This window comes from Streptomyces sp. NPDC046881 (assembly GCF_040645015.1).
Lineage (GTDB): Bacteria > Actinomycetota > Actinomycetes > Streptomycetales > Streptomycetaceae > Streptomyces.
In genome coordinates this window covers 76,679-97,612 of record NZ_JBEYXJ010000004.1, presented here as the reverse complement: position 1 = coordinate 97,612, position 20,934 = coordinate 76,679, and the positions used below count along the sequence as shown (strand labels likewise).

At 71.4% G+C, this 20,934-nt stretch carries 24 protein-coding genes; 16 read left to right on the top strand and 8 right to left on the bottom strand.

Features of this window, described 5'->3' with window-relative positions; translation table 11 throughout:
• From ABZ923_RS03945 to ABZ923_RS03935, 3 genes are read left to right on the top strand one after another with little or no spacing between them, the layout of a single operon-like run.
• Positions 1 to 1,701, top strand: a complete 1,701-nt coding sequence (locus ABZ923_RS03945; protein ID WP_361466426.1) for a cytochrome c biogenesis protein ResB — start codon at positions 1 to 3, stop codon at positions 1,699 to 1,701.
• Positions 1,698 to 2,780 carry a c-type cytochrome biogenesis protein CcsB gene (ccsB, locus tag ABZ923_RS03940; protein ID WP_361466424.1) on the top strand — a complete coding sequence of 361 codons (1,083 nt, stop codon included), beginning with the start codon at positions 1,698 to 1,700 and terminating at the stop codon, positions 2,778 to 2,780. Before ABZ923_RS03945 ends, ccsB begins: the two co-directional genes overlap by 4 nt.
• Before the next feature lie 42 nt (positions 2,781 to 2,822).
• On the top strand, positions 2,823 to 3,227 hold the full coding sequence (locus ABZ923_RS03935) for an SRPBCC domain-containing protein (RefSeq protein WP_361466421.1): 405 nt from the start codon (positions 2,823 to 2,825) through the stop codon (positions 3,225 to 3,227).
• Here ABZ923_RS03935 and ABZ923_RS03930 read toward each other — a convergent pair.
• The 5 genes from ABZ923_RS03930 to ABZ923_RS03910 all read right to left on the bottom strand — a co-directional run bounded on the left by ABZ923_RS03930 (position 3,224) and on the right by ABZ923_RS03910 (position 7,267).
• Positions 3,224 to 4,630 carry a condensation domain-containing protein gene (locus tag ABZ923_RS03930; protein WP_361466419.1) on the bottom strand — a complete coding sequence of 469 codons (1,407 nt, stop codon included), beginning with the start codon at positions 4,628 to 4,630 and terminating at the stop codon, positions 3,224 to 3,226. The genes ABZ923_RS03935 and ABZ923_RS03930 overlap by 4 nt on opposite strands.
• A 166-nt stretch (positions 4,631 to 4,796) precedes the next feature.
• Entirely contained in the window at positions 4,797 to 5,762 is a 966-nt protein-coding gene (locus ABZ923_RS03925) for a 2-oxoglutarate and iron-dependent oxygenase domain-containing protein (protein ID WP_361466416.1), read from the bottom strand.
• A 64-nt stretch (positions 5,763 to 5,826) separates the two neighbouring features.
• On the bottom strand, positions 5,827 to 6,174 hold the full coding sequence (locus ABZ923_RS03920; RefSeq protein WP_361466413.1) for a hypothetical protein: 348 nt from the start codon (positions 6,172 to 6,174) through the stop codon (positions 5,827 to 5,829).
• Positions 6,171 to 6,875 (bottom strand): DUF6232 family protein, encoded by a 705-nt coding sequence (locus ABZ923_RS03915; protein WP_361466411.1) that lies wholly within the window; start codon positions 6,873 to 6,875, stop codon positions 6,171 to 6,173. The genes ABZ923_RS03920 and ABZ923_RS03915 overlap by 4 nt, the downstream gene beginning before the upstream one ends.
• Positions 6,876 to 7,042: 167 nt before the next feature.
• The gene (locus ABZ923_RS03910; RefSeq protein WP_361466408.1) at positions 7,043 to 7,267 is read right to left on the bottom strand and encodes a hypothetical protein; all 225 of its coding nucleotides are present in this window, start codon (positions 7,265 to 7,267) and stop codon (positions 7,043 to 7,045) included.
• 76 nt (positions 7,268 to 7,343) lie between these two features.
• Here ABZ923_RS03910 and ABZ923_RS03905 point away from each other — a divergent pair, with 76 nt between their 5' ends.
• From ABZ923_RS03905 to ABZ923_RS03865, 9 genes are all read left to right on the top strand, one after another.
• The gene (locus ABZ923_RS03905) at positions 7,344 to 8,795 is read left to right on the top strand and encodes a menaquinone biosynthesis decarboxylase (protein WP_361466406.1); all 1,452 of its coding nucleotides are present in this window, start codon (positions 7,344 to 7,346) and stop codon (positions 8,793 to 8,795) included.
• Positions 8,792 to 9,694, top strand: a complete 903-nt coding sequence (mqnP, locus tag ABZ923_RS03900) for a menaquinone biosynthesis prenyltransferase MqnP (RefSeq protein WP_361466404.1) — start codon at positions 8,792 to 8,794, stop codon at positions 9,692 to 9,694. The genes ABZ923_RS03905 and mqnP overlap by 4 nt, the downstream gene beginning before the upstream one ends.
• Before the next feature lie 122 nt (positions 9,695 to 9,816).
• Positions 9,817 to 10,467, top strand: a complete 651-nt coding sequence (locus ABZ923_RS03895) for a UbiX family flavin prenyltransferase (RefSeq protein ID WP_361466568.1) — start codon at positions 9,817 to 9,819, stop codon at positions 10,465 to 10,467.
• 57 nt (positions 10,468 to 10,524) lie between these two features.
• Positions 10,525 to 10,980, top strand: a complete 456-nt coding sequence (locus tag ABZ923_RS03890; protein ID WP_356857998.1) for an Lrp/AsnC family transcriptional regulator — start codon at positions 10,525 to 10,527, stop codon at positions 10,978 to 10,980.
• A 38-nt stretch (positions 10,981 to 11,018) separates the two neighbouring features.
• Entirely contained in the window at positions 11,019 to 12,182 is a 1,164-nt protein-coding gene (gene mqnE, locus ABZ923_RS03885; RefSeq protein WP_361466401.1) for an aminofutalosine synthase MqnE, read from the top strand.
• A gap of 75 nt (positions 12,183 to 12,257) precedes the next feature.
• Positions 12,258 to 12,914: a UdgX family uracil-DNA binding protein gene (locus ABZ923_RS03880; protein ID WP_361466399.1), complete on the top strand. Its 657-nt coding sequence runs from the start codon at positions 12,258 to 12,260 to the stop codon at positions 12,912 to 12,914.
• Positions 12,915 to 12,930: 16 nt separating this feature from the next.
• Positions 12,931 to 13,455, top strand: coding sequence for a GNAT family N-acetyltransferase (locus tag ABZ923_RS03875; RefSeq protein ID WP_361466396.1), 525 nt, complete (start codon positions 12,931 to 12,933; stop codon positions 13,453 to 13,455).
• A gap of 80 nt (positions 13,456 to 13,535) precedes the next feature.
• A complete protein-coding gene (locus ABZ923_RS03870; RefSeq protein WP_361466393.1) occupies positions 13,536 to 13,844 on the top strand; it encodes a DUF4229 domain-containing protein in 309 nt (102 codons plus the stop codon).
• A gap of 31 nt (positions 13,845 to 13,875) precedes the next feature.
• On the top strand, positions 13,876 to 14,535 hold the full coding sequence (locus ABZ923_RS03865) for a TetR/AcrR family transcriptional regulator (RefSeq protein WP_361466390.1): 660 nt from the start codon (positions 13,876 to 13,878) through the stop codon (positions 14,533 to 14,535).
• Positions 14,536 to 14,575: 40 nt separating this feature from the next.
• On the opposite strand, the gene ABZ923_RS03860 is transcribed toward ABZ923_RS03865, so the two are convergent.
• A complete protein-coding gene (locus ABZ923_RS03860; protein ID WP_361466387.1) occupies positions 14,576 to 15,421 on the bottom strand; it encodes a MaoC/PaaZ C-terminal domain-containing protein in 846 nt (281 codons plus the stop codon).
• A gap of 265 nt (positions 15,422 to 15,686) precedes the next feature.
• On the opposite strand from ABZ923_RS03860, the gene ABZ923_RS03855 reads away from it, so the two are divergent.
• Entirely contained in the window at positions 15,687 to 17,627 is a 1,941-nt protein-coding gene (locus tag ABZ923_RS03855) for a long-chain fatty acid--CoA ligase (protein WP_361466386.1), read from the top strand.
• A 206-nt stretch (positions 17,628 to 17,833) separates the two neighbouring features.
• Entirely contained in the window at positions 17,834 to 18,715 is an 882-nt protein-coding gene (locus ABZ923_RS03850) for a LysR family transcriptional regulator (protein ID WP_361466383.1), read from the top strand.
• On the opposite strand, the gene ABZ923_RS03845 is transcribed toward ABZ923_RS03850, so the two are convergent.
• Positions 18,666 to 19,130 carry an ATP-binding protein gene (locus tag ABZ923_RS03845; RefSeq protein WP_361466380.1) on the bottom strand — a complete coding sequence of 155 codons (465 nt, stop codon included), beginning with the start codon at positions 19,128 to 19,130 and terminating at the stop codon, positions 18,666 to 18,668. The genes ABZ923_RS03850 and ABZ923_RS03845 overlap by 50 nt on opposite strands.
• Before the next feature lie 96 nt (positions 19,131 to 19,226).
• Here ABZ923_RS03845 and ABZ923_RS03840 point away from each other — a divergent pair, with 96 nt between their 5' ends.
• Positions 19,227 to 20,096, top strand: a complete 870-nt coding sequence (locus ABZ923_RS03840) for a helix-turn-helix transcriptional regulator (RefSeq protein WP_361466377.1) — start codon at positions 19,227 to 19,229, stop codon at positions 20,094 to 20,096.
• On the top strand, positions 20,093 to 20,290 hold the full coding sequence (locus ABZ923_RS03835; RefSeq protein ID WP_361466376.1) for a DUF397 domain-containing protein: 198 nt from the start codon (positions 20,093 to 20,095) through the stop codon (positions 20,288 to 20,290). Before ABZ923_RS03840 ends, ABZ923_RS03835 begins: the two co-directional genes overlap by 4 nt.
• Here ABZ923_RS03835 and ABZ923_RS03830 read toward each other — a convergent pair.
• Complete coding sequence (locus tag ABZ923_RS03830) at positions 20,246 to 20,878, bottom strand: methyltransferase domain-containing protein (RefSeq protein WP_361466373.1); 633 nt, start codon at positions 20,876 to 20,878, stop codon at positions 20,246 to 20,248. The genes ABZ923_RS03835 and ABZ923_RS03830 overlap by 45 nt on opposite strands.
• Positions 20,879 to 20,934: the final 56 nt, after the last annotated feature.

The window sequence follows — 20,934 nt, the reverse complement described above, 5'->3', positions numbered from 1 at the left end:
ATGAGCAAGACCGACACCGACCTCGGCCGGGACCAGGAGGACCTGGGGGCCGCCGGCTCCCAGCTGTCCACCGCCCCGCAGGAGGAGATCTCCGCCCCGCCGTCCCTCGGCGTCATCGGCTGGGTGCGCTGGTTCTGGCGGCAGCTGACCTCCATGCGGGTCGCGCTGCTGCTGCTCCTGCTGCTCTCGCTGGGCGCCATCCCCGGCTCGCTGATCCCGCAGACCGGCGCGGACGCGAGCAAGGTCGAGGACTTCCGCGCCGCCCACACGACGCTGGCGCCGGTCTACGACAGGCTCGGCCTGTTCCACGTCTACAGCTCGGTGTGGTTCTCCGCGATCTACATCCTGCTGTTCGTCTCCCTGATCGGCTGCATCGTCCCGCGCACCTGGCAGTTCGTCGGCCAGCTGCGCGGCCGTCCGCCGGGCGCGCCCAGGCGGCTGACCCGGCTGCCCGCGTACACGACGTGGCGGACGCAGGCCGACCCGGAGCAGGTCCGTGAGGCCGCGCTCGCCCTGCTGAAGAAGCGCCGCTTCCGCGCGCACCTCGCCGGTGACGCCGTGGCCGCCGAGAAGGGCTACCTGCGCGAGCTGGGCAACCTGGTCTTCCACATCGCCCTGATCGTGCTGCTCGTCGCCTTCGCCTCGGGCCAGCTGTACAAGTCCGACGGCACCAAGCTGATGGTGGAGGGCGACGGCTTCTCCAACGCGCTGCCGATGTACGACGACTTCAAGTCCGGCAGCCTGTTCCAGAACGACGACCTGGTCCCGTTCAGCTTCGACCTGAAGGACTTCCAGGGCACCTACGAGCTCACGGGCCCCAACAAGGGCACCCCGCGCACCTTCCAGGCGCGGATCCGCTACAGCGAGGGCGCGTACGGCAAGGACAGGACGACCACCGTCAAGGTCAACGAGCCGCTGAAGATCGGCGACTCCAAGGTCTACCTGGTCAGCCACGGCTACGCGCCCGTGATCACCGTCCGGGACGGCCGGGGCAAGGTGGTCTACCGCGACGCCGTGCCGCTGCTGCCGCTCGACGGCAACGTCACCTCCCAGGGCGTCGTCAAGGTCATGGACGGCTACCGCGACGCCAAGGGCAAGAAGGAGCAGCTCGGCATCAAGGCGTTCCTCCTGCCGACCTACGGCGGCACGGGCACGGAGATCGCCTCCTCCTTCCCCGCGCTGCTGAACCCGATGCTGAACCTGGAGCCGTACCACGGCGACCTGGGCGTCGACTCGGGCCTGCCGCAGAGCGTGTACCAGCTCGACAAGACCCACATGAAGGACTACAAGGACGCCAAGGGCGCGCAGCTGAGGGACAACCTCCAGCCCGGCGAGACCATGAAGCTGCCGAACGGCGCCGGCACCGTCACCTTCGAGAAGAACATCAAGGAGTGGGCCGGCTTCGAGATCGTCCAGGAGCCGGGCGGCGGCTGGGCGCTCGGCGGTGCCCTCGCCGCGATCTTCGGCCTGGCCGCGTCCCTGTTCATCCAGCGCCGCCGCGTGTGGGTGCGGGCGGTGCGCGGTGCCGACGGCGTCACGGTGGTCGAGATGGCCGGGCTCGGCCGCAGCGAGTCCGCCAAGGTGCCCGAGGAGCTGGGCGACCTCGCCGGAATCCTCTACGACCAGGCGCCGGGGGCCCCCGACCCCGACGACGACGCCTCCGAATCCCCAGCCGTACCTGCCGAAGGGGCTGAGAAGTGACTCTCGCCGCCGCAACCAACGAACACCTCGCGAGCGTCAGCAACACGCTGATCTACTCGTCGATGGCCGTCTACACCCTGGCCTTCTTCGCCTACATCGCCGAGTGGCTGTTCGGCAGCCGCAGCAAGGTGGGCCGTACGGCCGCCGCGCTCACCGCCGGTGGCGAGCGCAAGGCGGCCGCCCCCGCCGTCGCCGTGCGGCAGGCCGGCGGCACCGCCGTGCTGGAGCGGCCCAAGGTCGTCGTCCGCTCGGCGTCCGGCGCGCGGGACGTGCCCGACGGGCCGGGAGCGCACGGCGGCGACGAGCAGGGCGACCTGTACGGCCGGATCGCCATCTCCCTCACCGTGCTCGCGTTCCTCGTGGAGCTGGGCGGTGTCGTCGCCCGCGCGGCCTCCGTGGAGCGGGCGCCGTGGGGCAACATGTACGAGTTCAACATCACCTTCTCCACGGTCGCCGTCGGCGTGTACCTCGCGCTGCTGGCCCTGAAGAAGAACGTGCGCTGGCTCGGCCTGTTCCTCGTCACGACCGTCCTGCTGGACCTGGGCCTCGCGGTCACCGTCCTGTACACGGCCAGCGACCAGCTGGTGCCGGCCCTGCACTCGTACTGGCTGTACATCCACGTCTCCACCGCGATCTTCTGCGGAGCGGTGTTCTACGTCGGCGCGGTCGCCACGATCCTGTACCTGTTCAAGGACTCGTACGAGAACAAGCTGGAGTCCGGCGGCACGCCCGGCAGGTTCGCGTCCTCCGTGCTGGAGCGGCTGCCCGCCTCCGCCTCCCTGGACAAGTTCGCCTACCGCGTCAACGCGGCCGTCTTCCCGCTGTGGACGTTCACGATCATCGCGGGCGCGATCTGGGCGGGCGACGCCTGGGGCCGGTACTGGAACTGGGACCCGAAGGAGACCTGGTCCTTCATCACCTGGATCGCCTACGCCTGCTACCTGCACGCCCGCGCCACCGCCGGCTGGAAGGGCCGCAAGGCCGCCTACCTGGCGATGCTCGCCTTCGGCTGCTGGCTGTTCAACTACTACGGCGTCAACATCTTCGTGAGCGGCAAGCACTCCTACGCCGGCGTGTGACCGCCGCGTGCGGGTGCCCCGGGTCGGGGGCAGGCTGGTGTCATGAGCGGTTCCATCGCACAGGGCACCAGCCAGACGCACGGGAACGAGCACATCCTGCACTTCGTGGTGCAGCTCCCGCGGCCGATGGAGGACGTCTGGGCCGCGGTGGCCACGGCCGAGGGGCTGGCGTCCTGGTTCACCGCCGTCGAGGTGCTCGAACACCGCCTCGGCGGCGCGGTCACCCTGCGCGACCTGGGCAGCGGGCAGGTGACCGCGTGGGACGTGGACCGGGTCGCGGAGTACACGCTGGAGGGCGCCGGCCGGCTCCGGTTCCATCTGGAGCGCGAAGGGGACAACGCCAGCGTGCTCCGCTTCACGCACGAGTTCCAGGGTGAGGAGGAGTCCGAGCAGCGCTGGCGCGAGCGGCTGGAACGCCTGATCGGGGCACTCGGCGCGAACGCCTAGGAGACCGCGGAGAGGCTGCCGTCGGCCACCGAGGCGATCCGGTCCCGCAGCCGCTCCACGTACAGCCGCATGGTCTTCACCGCGACGTCCGTGTCCGGGTACCGGCTCGCCAGCCACAGCCCCTCGGGCAGCCGGTTCACCCACACGCACACCTGGTCGCCGTACGACACCCGCATCAGCCCGTACGCCTTCAGCCCGGTCCACCGCTCGGCGCCCGGGATGCCGCGGGCGTCGACGTACGACACGATCGAGTGCAGGTCCGGGGAGGTCGGCCGGAAGTCGGAGCCGAGCAGGCGGAGCACCCGGGCCAGCGGCATCCGGGCCAGCGACCGGTTCGCCTGGAGCTCGGCGCGCACCGCCCGCAGGGCCTCCGGGAAGCCGCGGGTACGGCCCACCGGCACCTCGATCGGGGCGCCGCCCACGTACCAGCCCACCGAGTCGCTCCACCGGGACTTCACCCGGGTGTGGAACGGCACCACCGTCCGGTACACCGGCTGCCCGCCGAGTTCGTGCACGATGAGCCCGGTCGCGGCCAGCAGCCCGACCAGGCTGCCGCCGTACGGCCGGCAGTACGCCTCGAAGGCTGCCGCCGCGTCCGCGTCCGCCAGCGGCTCGCACAGCATCTGCTGCCTGGGCAGCGGTCCGCCCGGGGTCAGGCCCAGGTCGACCGGGAAGGCCGGCAGTGTGCCGTCGCAGCGGTGGATGAACTCCCGCCAGCGCTCCACGATCGCGTGCCGGCCGTCGAGACTGTCCGCGCCGGCCCGCTCGATCTCGCAGAAGTCGACGTAACTGGCGACCGGCCCGTGGTCGTCCGGCTCGGTGCCGCCCAGGCCCGCCGCGTACAGCTGGTGGATCTCGGCGGCGATCCGCTGCACCGAGTAGGCGTCGACGTTGCTGTGGTCGAACGCCATGTACACGCTCGCGCCGTCGTCGCGGACCACCGCCGTGTAGATGAGGTTGGGCCAGCGCAGCGCGTCCGCGACCGTGTCGAAGCGGTGCTGGAGGTGCCGGACCAGGCCCTCCGCGTCGGGGAAGTCGCCCGCGTCCTCGCGGTGCAGGGACACCTCGGCCGCGTCGAGCGTGAACCGGCGCAGTTCGTCACCGGCCCAGCGGAAGCCGCTGCGCAGCGTCTCGTGCCGCAGGGTCCAGGCGTGCAGGGCCCGCTCCAGCACATCGAGGTCGAGCGGGCCGGGCAGGTCGAAGGCGGTGCCGAGCCAGGTCGGCACGAACAGCCCGTCCTCGCGGACGGACCTGGCCGTCCTGATGTGCGACTCCTGGATGTAGGCGGGCGGCCGGGAGTCCTCCGGGAGCGCCGTCGCCGCCGCGACGGTCGCCGGGCTCAGCGTCCACTCGACGAGCCGTCCCGGCCGGACCTCGCAGCGCTGGATGTCAGTGATTCGCACGCGTCTCCCATCGCCGAAGGGGCCCGGTGTTCGGGCCCCCTGCAAGGCAATGCCGTCAGACGCGGCCGGGACATGCCCGCCCGGTCCATTTCAACGGAACGGATGGCAGGCCGAACGCGGAAGTGATTAACCCTCGGTGACCGGTGAGGGCAGGACCGGGACGAGGTCAGCCGACGGTGATCGAGTCGAGCTTGGCGCGGAGGTACACGTGCGAGTCGACCGGCGGGTACGCCACCCGGCCCACCGGCGCCGGCAGGGACTCCACCAGCGTGCCCGGGGTGCACTCGCCGAAGTAGACGAGCGACATCAGCTCCTCGGCGGGCGCGTCGACGGGCGGGGGCAGCACCCGGTGCCGGCCCGACCGCCACCGGTCCCCGGTCCAACGGGCCAGCAGGTCACCGATGTTGACGGTGAACGCGGCCGGGTCGTACGGAGCGTCCTGCCAGCCGTCCGCGTCGGTGTACACCTGGAGTCCGCCCCGGCCGGCCTGCCGGTCGAGGATGGTGACGGTCCCGAAGTCGGTGTGCGGCCCGATCCGGAACTGCCCCGGCTGCGGCGCGCCGACGACGTCCGTCCCCGGGTACCAGTTGATGTTGAAGCCGTACGTCGGGTGGTCCATGTGCCGGGCGAAGAAGTCGGCGCCGAGACCGAGCGCGCAGGCCAGCAGGGCCAGCAGCTCCTTCTCCAGCGCGGCCATCCGGCCCAGGTACTCCTCGCACAGCCCGCGCAGCGCGGGGACCTCGGCGGGCCACACGTTGGGCGCGTACCACTCGGCGTCGAGGACCGGATCCCCGAACGGCTCGGCGGTCGCGAAGGTGAGCGACTCCTTCAGGTCCGGCGGGGTCTCGGTGCCCTCCGCGTACCCGTTGGCCTCGGTGCCCGGGCCGAGCCAGCCGCGTCCGCCGACCTTCGCCGCGTACCGCTGCTTGACCTCGGCGGGCAGCAGGAAGAACTCCCGGGCGGCCGACCGGATCCCGGCCCGCAGCTCCGGTGCCACGCCGTGTCCGGTGACCAGCAGGAACCCGGCACTCTGCAGCGCCTGGTCGACGGTACGGGCGAGCCTGGCCCGCGGCACCGCGTCCCCGTCGGTCCAGATCCGCAGATCCACGGTGGGGATACGCGCGTCACTCACCATTGGCCTCGTTCCGCAGAGCCGGGGTCCCTCCCCTCATGCTTCCACCCTTCGGCGGGCCTTTCTAGCCGCCCAGCAGGCCGACGATCGCCTGGACCGCCTGGGCCACCGGCTGGCCGACCGCGCCGACGGTGGCGGCGATCCCGGCGATCGCCATCAGCGCGCGGTGCCGCTCCTGCGCGGGGACGGCGGCTTCGGTGCTGAGGGCGGGCAGCGACTCGTCGAGCAGCCGGGCGCTGGCGGCCGGCACCTGGGCGCGCAACTCGGCGATCATCCGGTGCAGTTCGGCGAGGGCCGCGACCAGCGCCGGGTCCTGTCCGGCGGCGGCCGTCTGGTTCCTGACGATGCCCTGGTTGCCCTGGCCGCCGTACATGTTCACGTTGTCGCCGTAGTAGTAGTTGTTGCCGCTCATCGCGTGATCCCCACGTTTCCGTTGCCGCCGTACATGTTGACGTTGTCGCCGAAGTAGTAGTGGTTCGGCGAGACGGTCAGGCGCTCCACCGTCACCCGGAACTCGGTGTCGGGGTGGTCGATGGCGTACGAGATCTGGCCCACGAGCTGGTCCAGATGGCGCGCGTCCCGGCTGGTGACCAGCCCGGTGGAGGCGCCGGACGTCTCGACGGCGAGGACGTAGTGGGGCTGGGCCGTCAGCACGGACATCATGTCGATGAAGAAGTAGACGGCGGCGGCGAGGGCCAGGAACCAGACCCAGGCCACGTAGCTCGCCCCGCCGGAGTCGGCGCCCTGGAACGTCAGCGAGGGCAGCCCCGGCAGCATCGCGATGAACCCGACGACCAGGGTCCCGGCCGCGTACCGCAGGAACCGCAGCACCGCCTCCTTGCGCCTCGGCCGCATCGTGAAGGTGTAGACGCGGGCGATGTTCTGCAGCGGGTAGACCGCCGAGCCGATCCACAGGATCCGCTTGCTGACCCGCAGTTCCACGGGGGCCGGCGGAGCGGTCCGGGCCGGCGGCGGCACGTCCGGCATGGGCGGCCCGGAGTGCGCGGTGGCCGCAGGCTCCGGCGGCGGACCGGACGGCGGCGCGACCGGCGGGGCGGCCGGTGCGGACGGCGGTGCGTGGGCCGGGCGCTCGGGCGACTGGCCGGTCTCCATGTGGTCCCCCAGAGGTCAGAAGATCCCTCGTGTCTCGATGCCGACCATTAACCCCACCCGGAGTCGGCGGTGGCAAGTCGTTAAGGGGGAAAGCCCCGGGATGTCTGACGGACGTTCACCTCACGCGCGCGCAGGCCGGCCGCAGGGCCTTGCGTTCGGATCAGGCCCTAGTCCCGGCGGGGGCCGTCGTCCCCGCCCCGGGTCCTGTCGTCCAGGGACTTCAGGAACTCCGGGTTGTCGTCCGGGGCGACCCAGTTCGCCGCGGTGTCGCGGTGCCGCTCGGCCGGGGTGGAGCCGCCCGCCGGGCCGCGCCGGGTCCGGTCGGTGAACCGCCAGGCGACGGAGTAGATCAACAGCGCCATGACCAGCAGGAACGGCAGATACCTGAGCATGGCCGCGCGTACTCCCCACGCCGTGATTCGACCCTGGTGACCGGGCCAGAGTAGCGGGTGGCAGATACTGGGACACATGGCTTACGACGATCTTCGCTCCCTGCTGCGGGCGCTGGAGCGCGAGGGAGACCTCAAGCGCATCAAGGCCGAGGTGGACCCGTACCTGGAAGTCGGGGAGATCGTCGACCGGGTGCAGAAGTCCGGCGGCCCGGCGCTGCTCTTCGAGAACGTGCGCGGCTCGGACATGCCCCTCGCCATGAACGTGTACGGCACCGACCGCCGCCTGCTGAAGGCGCTGGGCCTGAAGTCGTACGGCGAGATCTCCGAGAAGATCGGCGGCCTGCTGCGGCCCGAGCTGCCGCACGGCTTCGTCGGCGTGCGCGAGGCCTTCGGCAAGCTGGGCGCGATGACCCACGTCCCGCCGCGGAAGGTCAAGGAGGCGCCGGTGCAGGAGGTCGTCCTGCGCGGCGACGACGTCGACCTCGACCGGCTCCCGGCGCTGTTCACCTGGCCCGAGGACGGCGGCTCCTTCTTCAACCTGGGCCTGACCCACACCAAGGACCCCGAGACCGGCGTCCGGAACCTGGGCCTGTACCGGCTGCAGCGCCACGACAAGCGCACGATCGGCATGCACTGGCAGATCCACAAGGACAGCCGGAACCACTACCAGGTGGCCGCGCGCCGGGGCGAACGCCTGCCGGTCGCGATCGCCTTCGGCTGCCCGCCCGCCGTGACGTACGCCTCCACCGCCCCGCTCCCCGGCGACATCGACGAGTACCTCTTCGCCGGGTTCCTCGCCGGCAAGCGCATCGAGATGGTCGACTGCAAGACGGTCCCGCTCCAGGTGCCGGCCAACGCCGAGGTGGTCCTGGAGGGCTGGCTGGAGCCGGGCGAGATGCTGCCCGAGGGCCCCTTCGGCGACCACACCGGCTTCTACACCCCGCAGGAGCCCTTCCCGGCGCTGACGATCGACTGCGTGACGATGCGCAGGCGGCCCCTGCTCCAGTCGATCGTCGTGGGCAGGCCGCCCACGGAGGACGGCCCCCTCGGCCGCGCCACGGAACGCTTCTTCCTGCCCCTGCTCAAGATCATCGTCCCGGACATCGTGGACTACCACCTGCCCGAGGCCGGCGGCTTCCACAACTGCGCGATCGTCTCGATCGACAAGAAGTACCCGAAGCACGCGCAGAAGGTGATGCACGCGATCTGGGGGGCACACATGATGTCCCTGACCAAGCTGATCGTGGTCGTGGACGCCGACTGCGACGTCCACGACCTGCACGAGGTCGCCTGGCGGGCCCTCGGCAACACCGACTACGCCCGCGACCTCACGGTCGTGGAAGGCCCCGTCGACCACCTGGACCACGCCTCCTACCAGCAGTTCTGGGGCGGCAAGGCCGGCATCGACGCGACGAGGAAGTGGCCGGAGGAGGGCTACACCCGGGACGGGGGCTGGCCGGAGATGGTCCTGTCGGACCCGGATACGGCGGCCCTGGTGGACCGCCGCTGGAAGGAGTACGGACTGTGACCTCGGCATCCGCCGCCATCCCCCAGCCGGGACGCACCAAGGCCTTCCTGCGCCTGGTGATGATCGAGCACTCGGTCTTCGCGCTGCCCTTCGCCTACATCGCCGCCCTGACGGCGATGTACGAGGGGGACGGGAACATCCACTGGGGCCGCCTGCTGCTGGTCACCGTCTGCATGGTCGGCCTGCGCACCTTCGCCATGGCCGTCAACCGGATCATCGACCGCGAGATCGACGCCCGGAACCCGCGCACGGCCCACCGCGAGCTGGTGACCGGCGCGATGTCGGTCAGGCACGCCTGGACGGGCGCCCTGATCGCCCTGGTGGTCTTCCTGGGCGCGGCGGCCCTGCTCAACCCGCTCTGCCTGGCCCTGGCCCCGGTCGCGGTAGTCCCGATGGTGGTCTACCCCTACGGGAAGCGGTTCACCAACTTCCCGCAGGCCATCCTGGGCCTCGCCCAGTCCATGGGCCCGATCGGCGGCTGGCTGGCGATCAGCGGCGAGTGGTCCTGGACGGCGGTGATCCTGGGCCTGGCCGTCGGCATCTGGATCGGCGGCTTCGACCTGATCTACGCCTGCCAGGACGTCGAGACCGACCGCGAGATCGGCGTCATGTCGGTCCCGGCCCGTTTCGGCATCCCGGCCGCGATCCGGGGCGCGCGGGTCTGCCACGCCCTCACGACGGCCCTGTTCGTCTGGTACGGCCTGACCACCCACGCCGGCGCCTTCTTCTGGCTCGGTCTGCTGATCGTCGCCGGTGCCTTCGTCTACGAACACCGCATCGTCCGCCCCCACGACCTCTCCCGCCTGAACCGCGCCTTCTTCTCGGTCAACGGCTTCATCGGCATCGCCCTGTTCGTGTGCGCGCTCCTCGATCTCCTGGTCCGCGGTCTGACCGTCTGAGTACGGTCGGCCCGCCATCGGGTGCGCTGAGGGGGAGGCCGGCGGCCGGGCGCCCCACCCGGCCTGAGCCCTGCCCAACCCACCGGTACGCTCAAGATGTGAACGCAGGAGAAATGCAGCGCGTGCCTTGGATCGTGGGGGTGTCCGGAGCCTCCGGAACGCCGTACGCCGCTGCGGTGCTGCGGGCGCTGCTGGAGGCGGGGGAAGCGGTGGACCTGGTGGTCAGCCGGGCCTCGCGGCTGACGCTGCTGGACGAGACGGGGATCTCGTTCCGGGACGCCCACTGGCAGGACGACCTGCGGGAATGGCTGGGCCGGGGCGCCGACGGCAAGCCGGGCACCTTCGAGGCGGACGTCAGCGGGGTGCGGTACTGGAACGCGGGCGACCTCGCCGCCGGCCCCTCCTCGGGGTCGTACCCGGTGAAGGGCATGCTCATCGTGCCCGCCTCCACCGCCTGTGTGGCCGGTGTGGCGCTCGGCCTGTCCAAGGATCTGCTCCAGCGTGCGGCGAGCGTCACACTGAAGGAGCGCCGGACGCTGGTCGTGGCCGTGCGGGAGACCCCCTTGAACGGACAGACGCTGCGTCACCTCGTCGCCCTGGACGACGCCGGCGCCACGGTCGTCCCGGCCTCGCCCGCCTTCTACGCGGGCGCCACCCACATCCAGGACCTGGTGGACTTCGTCGCCGGCCGGGTGCTGGACGCGGCCGGCGTCGGGCACGGCCTGTACCGGCGGTGGAAGGGCGAACTCGGCGGCGGCACGGCGGGCGAGTAAGGCAAGCAGCAGTACCTCTCATCACTTCAGGAACTTTCACCGGAAGGCTTCGATCGCATGGACGCGGTGGACAGGCAGCTCATCCAGGCCCTGAGGGAGAACGGCCGGGCCTCCTACGCGGAGCTGGGGCGCCTCGTCGGCCTGTCGGGCCCCAGCGTCACCGACCGCATCAACCGGCTGGAGGCGGCCGGTGTCATCACCGGTTACCGCGCGACGGTGGACGCGGCCTCCCTCGGCCTCGGCGTCACCGCGCTGATCGGCATCTCGCTCTCCGACGCCGCCGACCACGAGGACGTCGCCCAGCGGCTGCGGGACCTGCCGGAGATCGAGGACTGCTGGTTCATCGCCGGCGACGACTCCTTCATGCTCAAGGTGCGGGCGACGGACGTGGACGGCCTGGAGAAGATCATCCGCCGGCTGAGCGGAACCAAGGGCGTCTCCCGCACCCGTACCACCATCGTGCTGTCCACGAAGTGGGAGAACCGGGTCGGGGAGCTGCCGGAAGAGGTCTAGGGATACCGTTGGCGGTGCTGTCGTAGAAAGGTGTGGACATGGACGTCGGGCTCAAGCGCGAGCTGGAGGAGAAGGTCCGTTCCGGGGAGCGGCTGACCCGTGAGGACGGCATCGCGCTGTACGAGTCGGACGACCTGGCCTGGCTCGGCGGGCTCGCCCACGAGGTGCGGACCCGCAAGAACGGTGACGTCGTCCACTTCAACGTCAACCGGCACCTGAACATGACCAACGTGTGCACGGCCTCCTGCGCCTACTGCTCGTTCCAGCGCAAGCCGGGCGAGAAGGACGCGTACACGATGCGCATCGAGGAGGCCGTCAAGCTCGCCAAGGCGATGGAGTCGGAGAACCTCACCGAGCTGCACATCGTCAACGGCCTGCACCCGAACCTGCCGTGGCGGTACTACCCCCGGTCCCTGCGCGAGCTGAAGGCCGCCCTGCCGGACGTCTCGCTGAAGGCCTTCACCGCGACGGAGATCCACCACTTCGAGACGATCTCCGGTCTGTCGGCCTCGGAGATCCTGGACGAGCTGATCGACGCCGGCCTGGAGTCCCTCACCGGCGGTGGCGCGGAGATCTTCGACTGGGAGGTCCGGCAGCACATCGTGGACCACAGGACCCACTGGGAGGACTGGTCCCGCATCCACCGCCTGGCGCACGAGAAGGGTCTGAAGACCCCGTGCACCATGCTGTACGGCCACATCGAGGAGCCCCGCCACCGCGTCGACCACGTCCTGCGGCTGCGTGAACTCCAGGACGAGACCGGCGGCTTCCAGGTCTTCATCCCGCTGCGCTACCAGCACGACTTCGTGGACATGAAGGACGGCAAGGTCCGCAACCGCCTCCAGGCGCGGACGCAGATGGCCACCGGCGCCGAGGCCCTGAAGACCTTCGCGGTCTCCCGGCTCCTCTTCGACAACGTCCCGCACGTCAAGGTCTTCTGGGTCATGCACGGCGTGCAGACCGCCCAGCTCGCCCTCCAGCACGGCGCCGACGACATGGACGGCTCGGTCGTCGAGTACAAGATCACGCACGACGCGGACAACTTCGGCACGCCGAACAAGCTGACCCGTGACGATCTCCTGGAACTGATCCGGGACGCCGGCTTCCGCCCGGTGGAGCGGAACACCCGCTACGAGATCATCCGCGAGTACGACGGCCCGGACCCCGAGCGCCGGGAGTCCCCGCAGCCGATGCGGGTGTGAGGCACGGGTAGTCGTGCGGGAGCGCGGGGACCGGTCGCGCAGTTCCCCGCGCCCCCGGCTGGGTACCCGGGGCGCATGCCCACGAAGGCACCCGAGGACCGGTACGACGCGGCTCCCTTCGTTCCCGAGGGAGCCGGCCTGGACGCTCTCCGAAAGGCCGCGGCGGACTGCCACGGCTGCCCCCTGCACCGCGCGGCCACCCGGACGGTCTTCGGCGCCGGAAGCACCGACGCCCGCGTGATGCTCGTGGGGGAGCAGCCCGGCGACCAGGAGGACCGGCAGGGCAGGCCGTTCGTCGGCCCCGCCGGCAAGCTGCTCGACCGGGCGCTCCAGGACGCCGGCATCGACCCCGCCGAGGCCTATGTGACCAACGCGGTGAAGCACTTCAAGTTCACCCAGGCCGAGCCTCGCAAGCGCCGCATCCACAAGGCGCCCAGCCTGCGGGAGATGACGGCCTGCGGCCCCTGGCTGGCGGCGGAGCTCGCGCTGGTGGAGCCGGAGCTGATCGTGATCCTGGGGGCGACGGCCGGCAAGGCCCTGCTGGGGTCGTCGTTCCGGGTGGGCGAGGTACGCGGGACCGTGCTCGAACGGGAGATCCACGGCCGGCCGGAGCGGCTGGTGCCGACCGTGCACCCGTCCTCGGTGCTGCGCGCGCAGGACGACGAGGACCGCAAGGCGGCGTACCAGGGCCTGGTGGCCGACCTGAAGGTGGCTGCACGAGCCCTTGGGTAATAAGTAAACTGCCACCGTGCCTCTTACCTTCACCCTGGATCCAGCGATCACCCCCACCCTCCGCGACGGCATCCTCGACCTGTGGGCGGACGTCTCCAACGCGGGCGGCGCCGTCGGCTTCGTCCCGCCGGTGAGCCGCGAGGAGATACGGCCGGAGCTGGTGCGCCACTTCGTGCAGATGGCCGAGGGGCGCACCCGGCTGCTGGTCGGCCACGACGAGGCCGGCGAGGTCGCGGCGACCGCCTTCCTCACCCACACCGCGCACCGGCTCATGACGCACTGGGTGTGGCTGTACACGGTGATGGTCCACCCCCGCCACCAGGGCCGGGGCTACGGCCGTGACCTGCTGGCCGCCGCGGCGGACGCGGCCCGCGGGATCGAGGGCGTCCGGGCGATCCGGCTGACCTGCCGGGGCGGGCACGGACTGGAGCGGTTCTACGCCTCCTGCGGCTACAAGGAGGTCGGCCGCGTCCCGGACGCCATCCGGGTCGCGCCCGGCGACGACCGCGACGAAGTGTTCATGCTGCTGCCGCTCGGCTGAGCCGACCCCCCTGCGTGATCGCCCGCGGTCCGTGCTTCACTGGACGATGACCCCTTTTGGAATCGGACGAGTGGAATGAGATGCTCCGCTACACGCTGATGCGCCTCGGTATCTTCGCGGGCTGCCTCGTGGTCGTCTGGGGTGCCGTCTACTCGGGCCTCTTCCCGCGCGGCTTCGGCGACTCCAACGGACTGTGGGTCCTGCTGCTCGCCCTGGTCCTCTCGGCGCCGATCAGCTGGGTGGCGCTGCGCAAGGAGCGGGACCGGGCGTCCGTGCACATCGCGGGCAAGGTCGACCGGATCAAGGCCAACCTGGACGCCAACCGCAGCCAGGAGGACGGGACCGACGACACCTCGCGGGCGCAGGGCGGGGCCGCCGCGCCCCACTAGTGCGGGCCCCGGCCCAACTAGTCTTGCCCTCATGGGTGCCGTCAAGACCAAACGGATGCCGAGGGCGGTGCGCGAGCAGCAGATGCTCGACGCCGCCGTACGGATCTTCGGGCAACGCGGGTACATGGCCGCCTCGATGGACGAGATCGCCGAACTCGCGGGCGTGTCCAAGCCGTTGGTCTACCTGTACCTGAACTCCAAGGAAGACCTCTTCACCGCCTGCATCCGCCGCGAGGCCGCCGCGCTCACGGAGGCCGTCCGCGCCGGGGTTCGGCCGGGGCTGCCCGCCGACCGGCAGCTCTGGGACGGCCTGCGGGCGTTCTTCGCGCACACCGGGGAGCACCCCGACGGCTGGTCGGTGCTGCATCTCCAGGCCCGTACGCACGGGGAGCCCTTCGCGGCCGAGGCCGCCGCGATGCGCAGGGAGATCGTCGCGTTCGTGACCCGGCTGGTCGCGGTGGCGGCCCGCGAGGCCCACCGGGACCCCGACCTGCCGGAACACGAGGTCGCCGGGCTGGCCGAGGCGCTGGTGGGCGCCGCCGAGTCCCTCGCCGCGTGGGCCAACGCCACGCCGGGGGTCACGGACCGCCAGGCGGCGGCCACGCTGATGAACTTCGCGTGGGCGGGCCTGGGCAACCTGATGCGGGGTCAGATGTGGTCACCGTCGGCCGAGCCGGCCGAATCGGTCTAGGCGCGCGCGGCCCCCGCCCGCTCGCACTCCGCGACGGCGCTCACTTCCCCCACACGTCCCCTTCCACGCACACCCGCCCGCCCCCGCCGCGCAACTCGAACCGCCCGCTGCCGTCCGCCCCGTAGGCCACCGTCCCCGGCAGCGGCACGGGGGACCGGAACCGTGCCCGCACCCTGGTCGCGTCCGGGATGCCGTGCGCGGCCACGCAGCGGGCGACGGTCCACATGCCGTGCGCGATGGGCCGCGGGAAGCCGAAGAGGCGGGCGGTGAGCGGGTGCAGGTGGATGGGGTTGCGGTCGCCGGACGCGGCCCCGTACCGCCGCCCCACGTCCCCGGCGAGGCTCCACTCGGCGACGACGGGCAGCCGCGCGCCGGTGTCCTCCCGTGGCCCGGGAGGTGCACCCGGCCCGGTGCGGTGCCGGGCCAGGTAGGTGCTGCGGGACTCCCACACCGCCTTCCCGCCCGAGCGGAGCTCCGTCACCACCGCGGCCTGTGTCCCGCGCCGGTGCGGGGCCAGTCCCTCCACCCGGACGGACAGCTCGTACTCCCCGTCGGCCGTCAGTGCCGCGCTCCGCACGATCTCGATGGACGTGTGGACCAGGCCCAGCAGCGGGAGCGGGAAGTCCCGGCCGCTCATCAGCCGCATGGCCAGCGGGAAGCCGAGGACGTGCGGGTAGGTGACCGGCAGGCCGGGCTCGCCGGTCGGGAAGCCGCAGACCCGCTCGTACGCGGCCAGCTTCACCAGGTCCACGCGCACACCGGGCAGCACGAGCCGGGTGCGCGGGAAGGCCGCGTCGGGTGCGGGGCGCTTGAAGGGCGAGCGCAGGGCGCCCCGGGCCAGCAGCGGAGCCAGCGCGGGGGACGCGCTCAGGGTGACGGCGGTCATCGCGCCTCCAGCGGGGGTCTCGTGCTTACTCGGGAGTAAGGTTACCGGAGGTAAGTCGAAGGGGACACGGTCGGCGGAGACGGCACCCCGGCGAAGCTGAACACCCGTCACATAACCCGCGAGGCTGCACATCCCCGGCTCCGGACCATCCCCGAACCCGCACAACCCCCTCACAGCGGAGTCGTACGATCACCTGCCTAACCAGCGGTAACCCCTGTCCGCACCAGGGTCGGCCGCAGGTGCACGCACGCCAGAGGAGCCGCCCGTGTCCACGCCGTACCCCACCCCGCCCGCCTCCTCCGGCACCCACGTCTCCGCCACCGACTACGACGGCCGCCCGGTCCTCGTGGAACCCGAGATACGCCGGCTGGACGGCGCGGTACGGGAGGCGTCGGTCCCGCCGTTCGCCCCGCCGGTCACCCACGGCTCCCTCGCCGACCTGCCGTACGAGAACGCCGAGGCGGCACCCGACCAGGTCGTCCTCAGCCGCAAGCGGACCGACGGCGGCTGGACGGACGTGACGGCGGCCCGGTTCGCCGCCGAGGTGCAGGCGGTGGCCATGGGCCTGATCGCCGAGGGCCTGATGCCCGGCGACCGGATCGCCGTCATGGCCCGTACGACCTACGAATGGACCCTCCTCGACTTCGCGGCCTGGGCCGCCGGCCTGGTCACGGTCCCCGTCTACCCGACCTCCTCCGTCTTCCAGACCCGCTGGATCCTGCACGACTCCGGCGCGGTCGCCCTGGTCACCGAGACCGCCGCCCAGGCCGCCGCCATCGGCCCGGAGCTGGCGCACCTGCCCGACCTGCGCCATGTGTGGGTGATGGAGAAGGACCACGTGACCCGGCTCGCCGAGACGGGCGCGCCGGTGCCGGAGGGGGAGGTCGCCGTACGCCGGGGCATGCTCGGCCCCGACACGCTCGCCACGCTGATCTACACCTCGGGCACCACCGGCCGCCCCAAGGGCTGCGCCCTCTCGCACGGCAACTTCTTCGCCGAGGTCGACAACGCGATCGAACTCCTCCACCCCGTCTTCAAGGGGAAGGACGAAGACCCGTCGGTCCTCCTCTTCCTCCCCATGTCCCACGTCTTCGGCCGGATGGTGGCCATCGCCTGCGTCCGCGCCCGGGTCCGCCTCGGCCACGCGCCGAGCCTCGCCCCGGACGAACTCCTCCCGGACATGGCCGCCTTCAAGCCGACCTGCCTGCTGACCATCCCCTACATCCTGGAGAAGATCTACAACTCCACCCGCGCCAAGGCGGAGGAGGGCGGCCGGGCGTCGGTCTTCGACCGCGCGGCGGCCGTGGCCCGGCGCTACGGCGAGGCGCTGGAGGCCCGGCAGACCGGCACCGGAAGCGGTCCGAGCCGCGCCCGGAAGACGCAGCGCACCTTCTACGACCCCCTCGTCTACCGCCGCATCCGCACCGCCATGGGCGGCCGCGTCCGGTACGCCATCTGCGGCGGCTCCCCGCTCGGCCGGTCCCTCGCCGCGTTCTACGCCGGCGCCGGCATCGAGATCTTCGAGGGCTACGGCCTCACCGAGACCACCGGCGCCTCGACGGTCACCCCGCCCCTGAAGCCCCGCCTCGGCACGGTCGGCTGGCCGCTGCCGGGCACGCGGGTGCGGATCGCGGCGGACGGCGAGATCCTGCTCGCCGGCGACCATGTGCTGCGCGGCTACTGGGACCCGCAGGCGGGCGGGGTGGTACCGGCGACCCGGGACGGCTGGCTGCCCACCGGCGACATCGGCGAACTGGACGACGAGGGCTACCTCACCATCACCGGCCGCAAGAAGGAACTGCTGATCACCGCGGGCGGCAAGTCGGTGGCCCCGGCCCCGCTGGAGAACTGGCTGCGCCAGCACCCCCTGATCTCCCAGGTGATGCTGGTCGGCGACGCCCGCCCGTTCGTGGCCGCCCTCATCACCCTCGACCCCGACGGCATCACGCACTGGCGCCAGATGATCGGCAAGCATCCGGTACCGCCGGAACTCCTGGTCGGCGACTTGGAACTGACGGCCGTTCTCCAGCGAGCGGTGGACGAGGCGAACCGCATGGTCTCCCGCCCCGAGTCCATCCGCCGCTTCACCGTCCTCCCGGTGGACTTCACCGAGGCGGCGGGCCACCTGACTCCGTCGATGAAACTCCGCCGGGACAGGGTCCTCCGGGACTTCGCTCCGCAGGTGGAGGCGCTGTACGAGCGCTGAGGTGAGGGACGGATTGGGCCACCGCCGGTGCGCGCGGCGAGGGTCGGCACCCGCTCCTCGCTGGTCCCACCTCCTCCGGACTCGGTGGGGCGGGGAGCGGGTTGCCGCCTGGGTCGGTCGCGGCCCGCGAACGATCCTCGCGCGCCGTGCTGAGCCCAGTCAATCCTTGGGTTTCCTCACCAAACCCCAGTGTTAGCTTGGGTTTTGTGACCCTCGAAGACCTCCGCGTGTTCATCGCCGTGTGCCGTGCGGGCAGCCTCAGCTCGGTCGCCCGCGACCTGGGCCGCACCCAGTCCGCCGTCAGCCAGCACGTCAAGCGGCTGGAGCGGGAGACCGGCGTGGCCCTGCTGGAACGCCGGCCGCGTGGGGTCGTACCGACGCAGGCCGGCCGGATACTGGAGGCCGCCGCAGGCGAGGGCATCAACGCCCTGGACGTCGCCGTACGACAGCTGCGCGACCTGGTCGACGGCCACAGCGGGTACGTCCGCGTGGCCACCGGCGCGACGACCGTCCGGCACTTCATGTCCGACGCGGTCGTCGCGTTCCGCCGCCGGCACCCCAGGGTCAACCTGGAGTTCCGCACGGTCAGTTCGGGCCGGGGCAGCTTCGACGCCCTCGCCGACGGCACGCTGGACCTCGCCTGGATCACCATCGGACCGCCGGTCCGGGGCATCGAGCAGCGGACGGTCGCTGAGCTGCCGTGGCTCCTCGCGGTCCGGGCGGACGACCCGCTGGCCGACCGCCCGCACCTGGACCCGGCCGAGCTGTCCGACGCCCGGGTCATCCGGCTCCCGCCGAACTCCACGTCCGCCGCCCACCTGGAAGCGGCGTGCGCCGAACGCGGCGTCCGGTTCGCCTACGAACCGAACGTGGCCGACTGGGACACGGCCCTGCTCCTCGCCGAGCTGGGGATCGGAAGGGCGGTCGTACCGGCCGTACCGGGGCTGCCGGTCCCCGGCGACGGCCCACTGCGCCTGGTCCCGCTGCCCGGCCTCCGTCCCCTCCCCGTCGGCTGGGCCGTGCGCCGCTGGGACGCGCTCAGCCCGCCGGCCCGGGCCTTCGCGGACACGGTCGCCGCCCTGCGCTGAGCGCCAGCTCCACCCAGACCGTCTTGCCGACGTCCCGCTCGGACACGCCCCAGAGGGTGGCCAGCACCTGCACGACCACGAGACCCCGGCCGTTCTCGTCCTCCAGCCGCCCGTCCAGGAACCGCAGGGCGCGGTCGCCCCGGGCATCGCTCACCTCGATACGCAAGGTGTCCCTGGCGGGGAGCAGCGCGAGCCGCAGTTCGAAGTCCCGGCCCGGTACGCGACCGTGGGTGACGGCGTTGGCGGCGAGTTCGGCCACGATGAGCTGGGCGGTGTGGCTGAGGTCGCCGTCGTGGGGGTATCCCCAGGTGGCGAGCGCGGTACTGGTGAGCCGACGGGCCAGCCGGGCACCTCGGGGGGTCGGGCTGAGCCGTTGGACGAGTTCGGTTGTGGGGGTGGAGATTTCTACGTTCACATCACCGACAGTGGTCACTTCTCTCTACCCTGACCAGGGGATACTCGGCGACTCTCCGTAGTCGTACGGGTGCGGATCGTCTGGTGTACGGGTGTCGTGGAGGGTGTCGTGTTGGAGGAGCGGAGGCCGGAGACACCGGCGGAGGCGAACGGGTCGCACGCGGTGTTCGTCCTCATCGGCAAGCAGCTGAAGTTGCTGCGCGAGAAGGCCGGGCTGAACCAGAGGGAGTTCGGTCAGCTGGCGGGGTACGGTCCGGATCTGATCTCGGCCATCGAGCGGGGGGTGCGGACGCCGAGGCCGGAGTTCCTGCGGAGGGCGGACAAGATCCTCAATGCGGACGGGCTGTTCACGGACGTCATCCCCGAGGTCGAGGAGGCGATGGCCAAGGCGCGGACCCGGCACCCGGAGTGGTACCGGAACTACGCGGCGATGGAAGCGGAGGCTGTGGAGCTGCACCACTACTCCAACCATGCGGTGCAGGGTTTGTTGCAGACCGAGGCTTACGCGCGGGCGGTGTTCACCAAACGCCGACCGTTCCTCAGTGAGGAGACCATCGAGAAGCGGGTCGCCGACCGACTCTCACGCCAGCAGGTGTTCGAGCGCGTACCGGCCCCCGTGGTCAGCTACGTACTCGAAGAGGTCGTGCTCGATCGACCGATCGGCGGGCCACGCGTTCACGCCGAGCAACTGCGCCGCCTGCTGGACGTCGGCAGTATGAGAAACGTGGAGATCCAGGTGATGCCGACGCGCCTACAGGAACACCCCAACATGGACGGCGCGTTCAACCTCCTTGTTCCCCGGGGGCACTCGCAGGTCGCGTACACGGAGATCCAAGGGTTCCCCCGACTCGTCACGGACCGGGAGGAGGTACGGAAGATCGCCGATCGCTATGGGATCATGCGGGCCGTGGCACTTCCGCCCCTGGAAACGCGAGCGTTGATCGAAAAGAAGCTGGAGACGCTATGAGCAGCGCGGAACTGACTTGGTTCAAATCCAGCCACAGCGGTGGCGAAGGCGGCGATTGCGTGGAAGTCGCCGCCCACCCCACCGCCATCCACATCCGCGACTCGAAGCAACCCCTCGCCGCCCACCTCACCGTCACCCCCTCCGCCTGGTCAGCCTTCCTTCTGGGCGAGAAGGAACGCCTGCGGGACGGGTGATTCGCCGCGCGTCACCTCGGGCTCGCGCACGGTGGTGCAGCGGAGGGTGAAGCCCGCGTCGGAGAGCAGCTCGGCCATCTGCCCGGGGTGGCGCCGGTGGTAGTCCAGGGCCACGTCGTGACCGAAGGGGCGTTCGAGGCGGAGCGGTACGTCGCCCACCTGGAAGGCGAGCAGGAGCCGCCCGCCGGGCGCCAGTACGCGGTGGAACTCGGCGAACAGGTCGGGGAGTTCGTCCACGGGGGTGTGGATGCTGGAGTACCAGGAGACCACCCCGGCCAGCGAACCGTCGGCGACGGACAGCTCCCGCATGGAGCCCTGCTCGAACCGCAGCCGCGGGAAGTCGCGACGGGCGATGGCGATCATGGACTCGGACAGGTCCAGGCCGAAGACGGACAACCCCAGCTCGGCCAGGTGGGCGGTGACCGCGCCCGGCCCGCAGCCGAGGTCGGCGACCCGGCCGCCCGGGCCGACCTGCTCGGCGTACGCGGCGAGCAGCGCCCGCTCCAGGGGCCGTTCGGCGAGGGGGTCGCGGAAGTGGTCGGCGTAGTCCTCGGCGATGGCGTCGTAGAAGGCGCGCGTGTCGGTCATGGGGAGGGACCGTAGCGGACCGCACCGACACGTCCCCTTAGGCTGCTGCCCTTGGC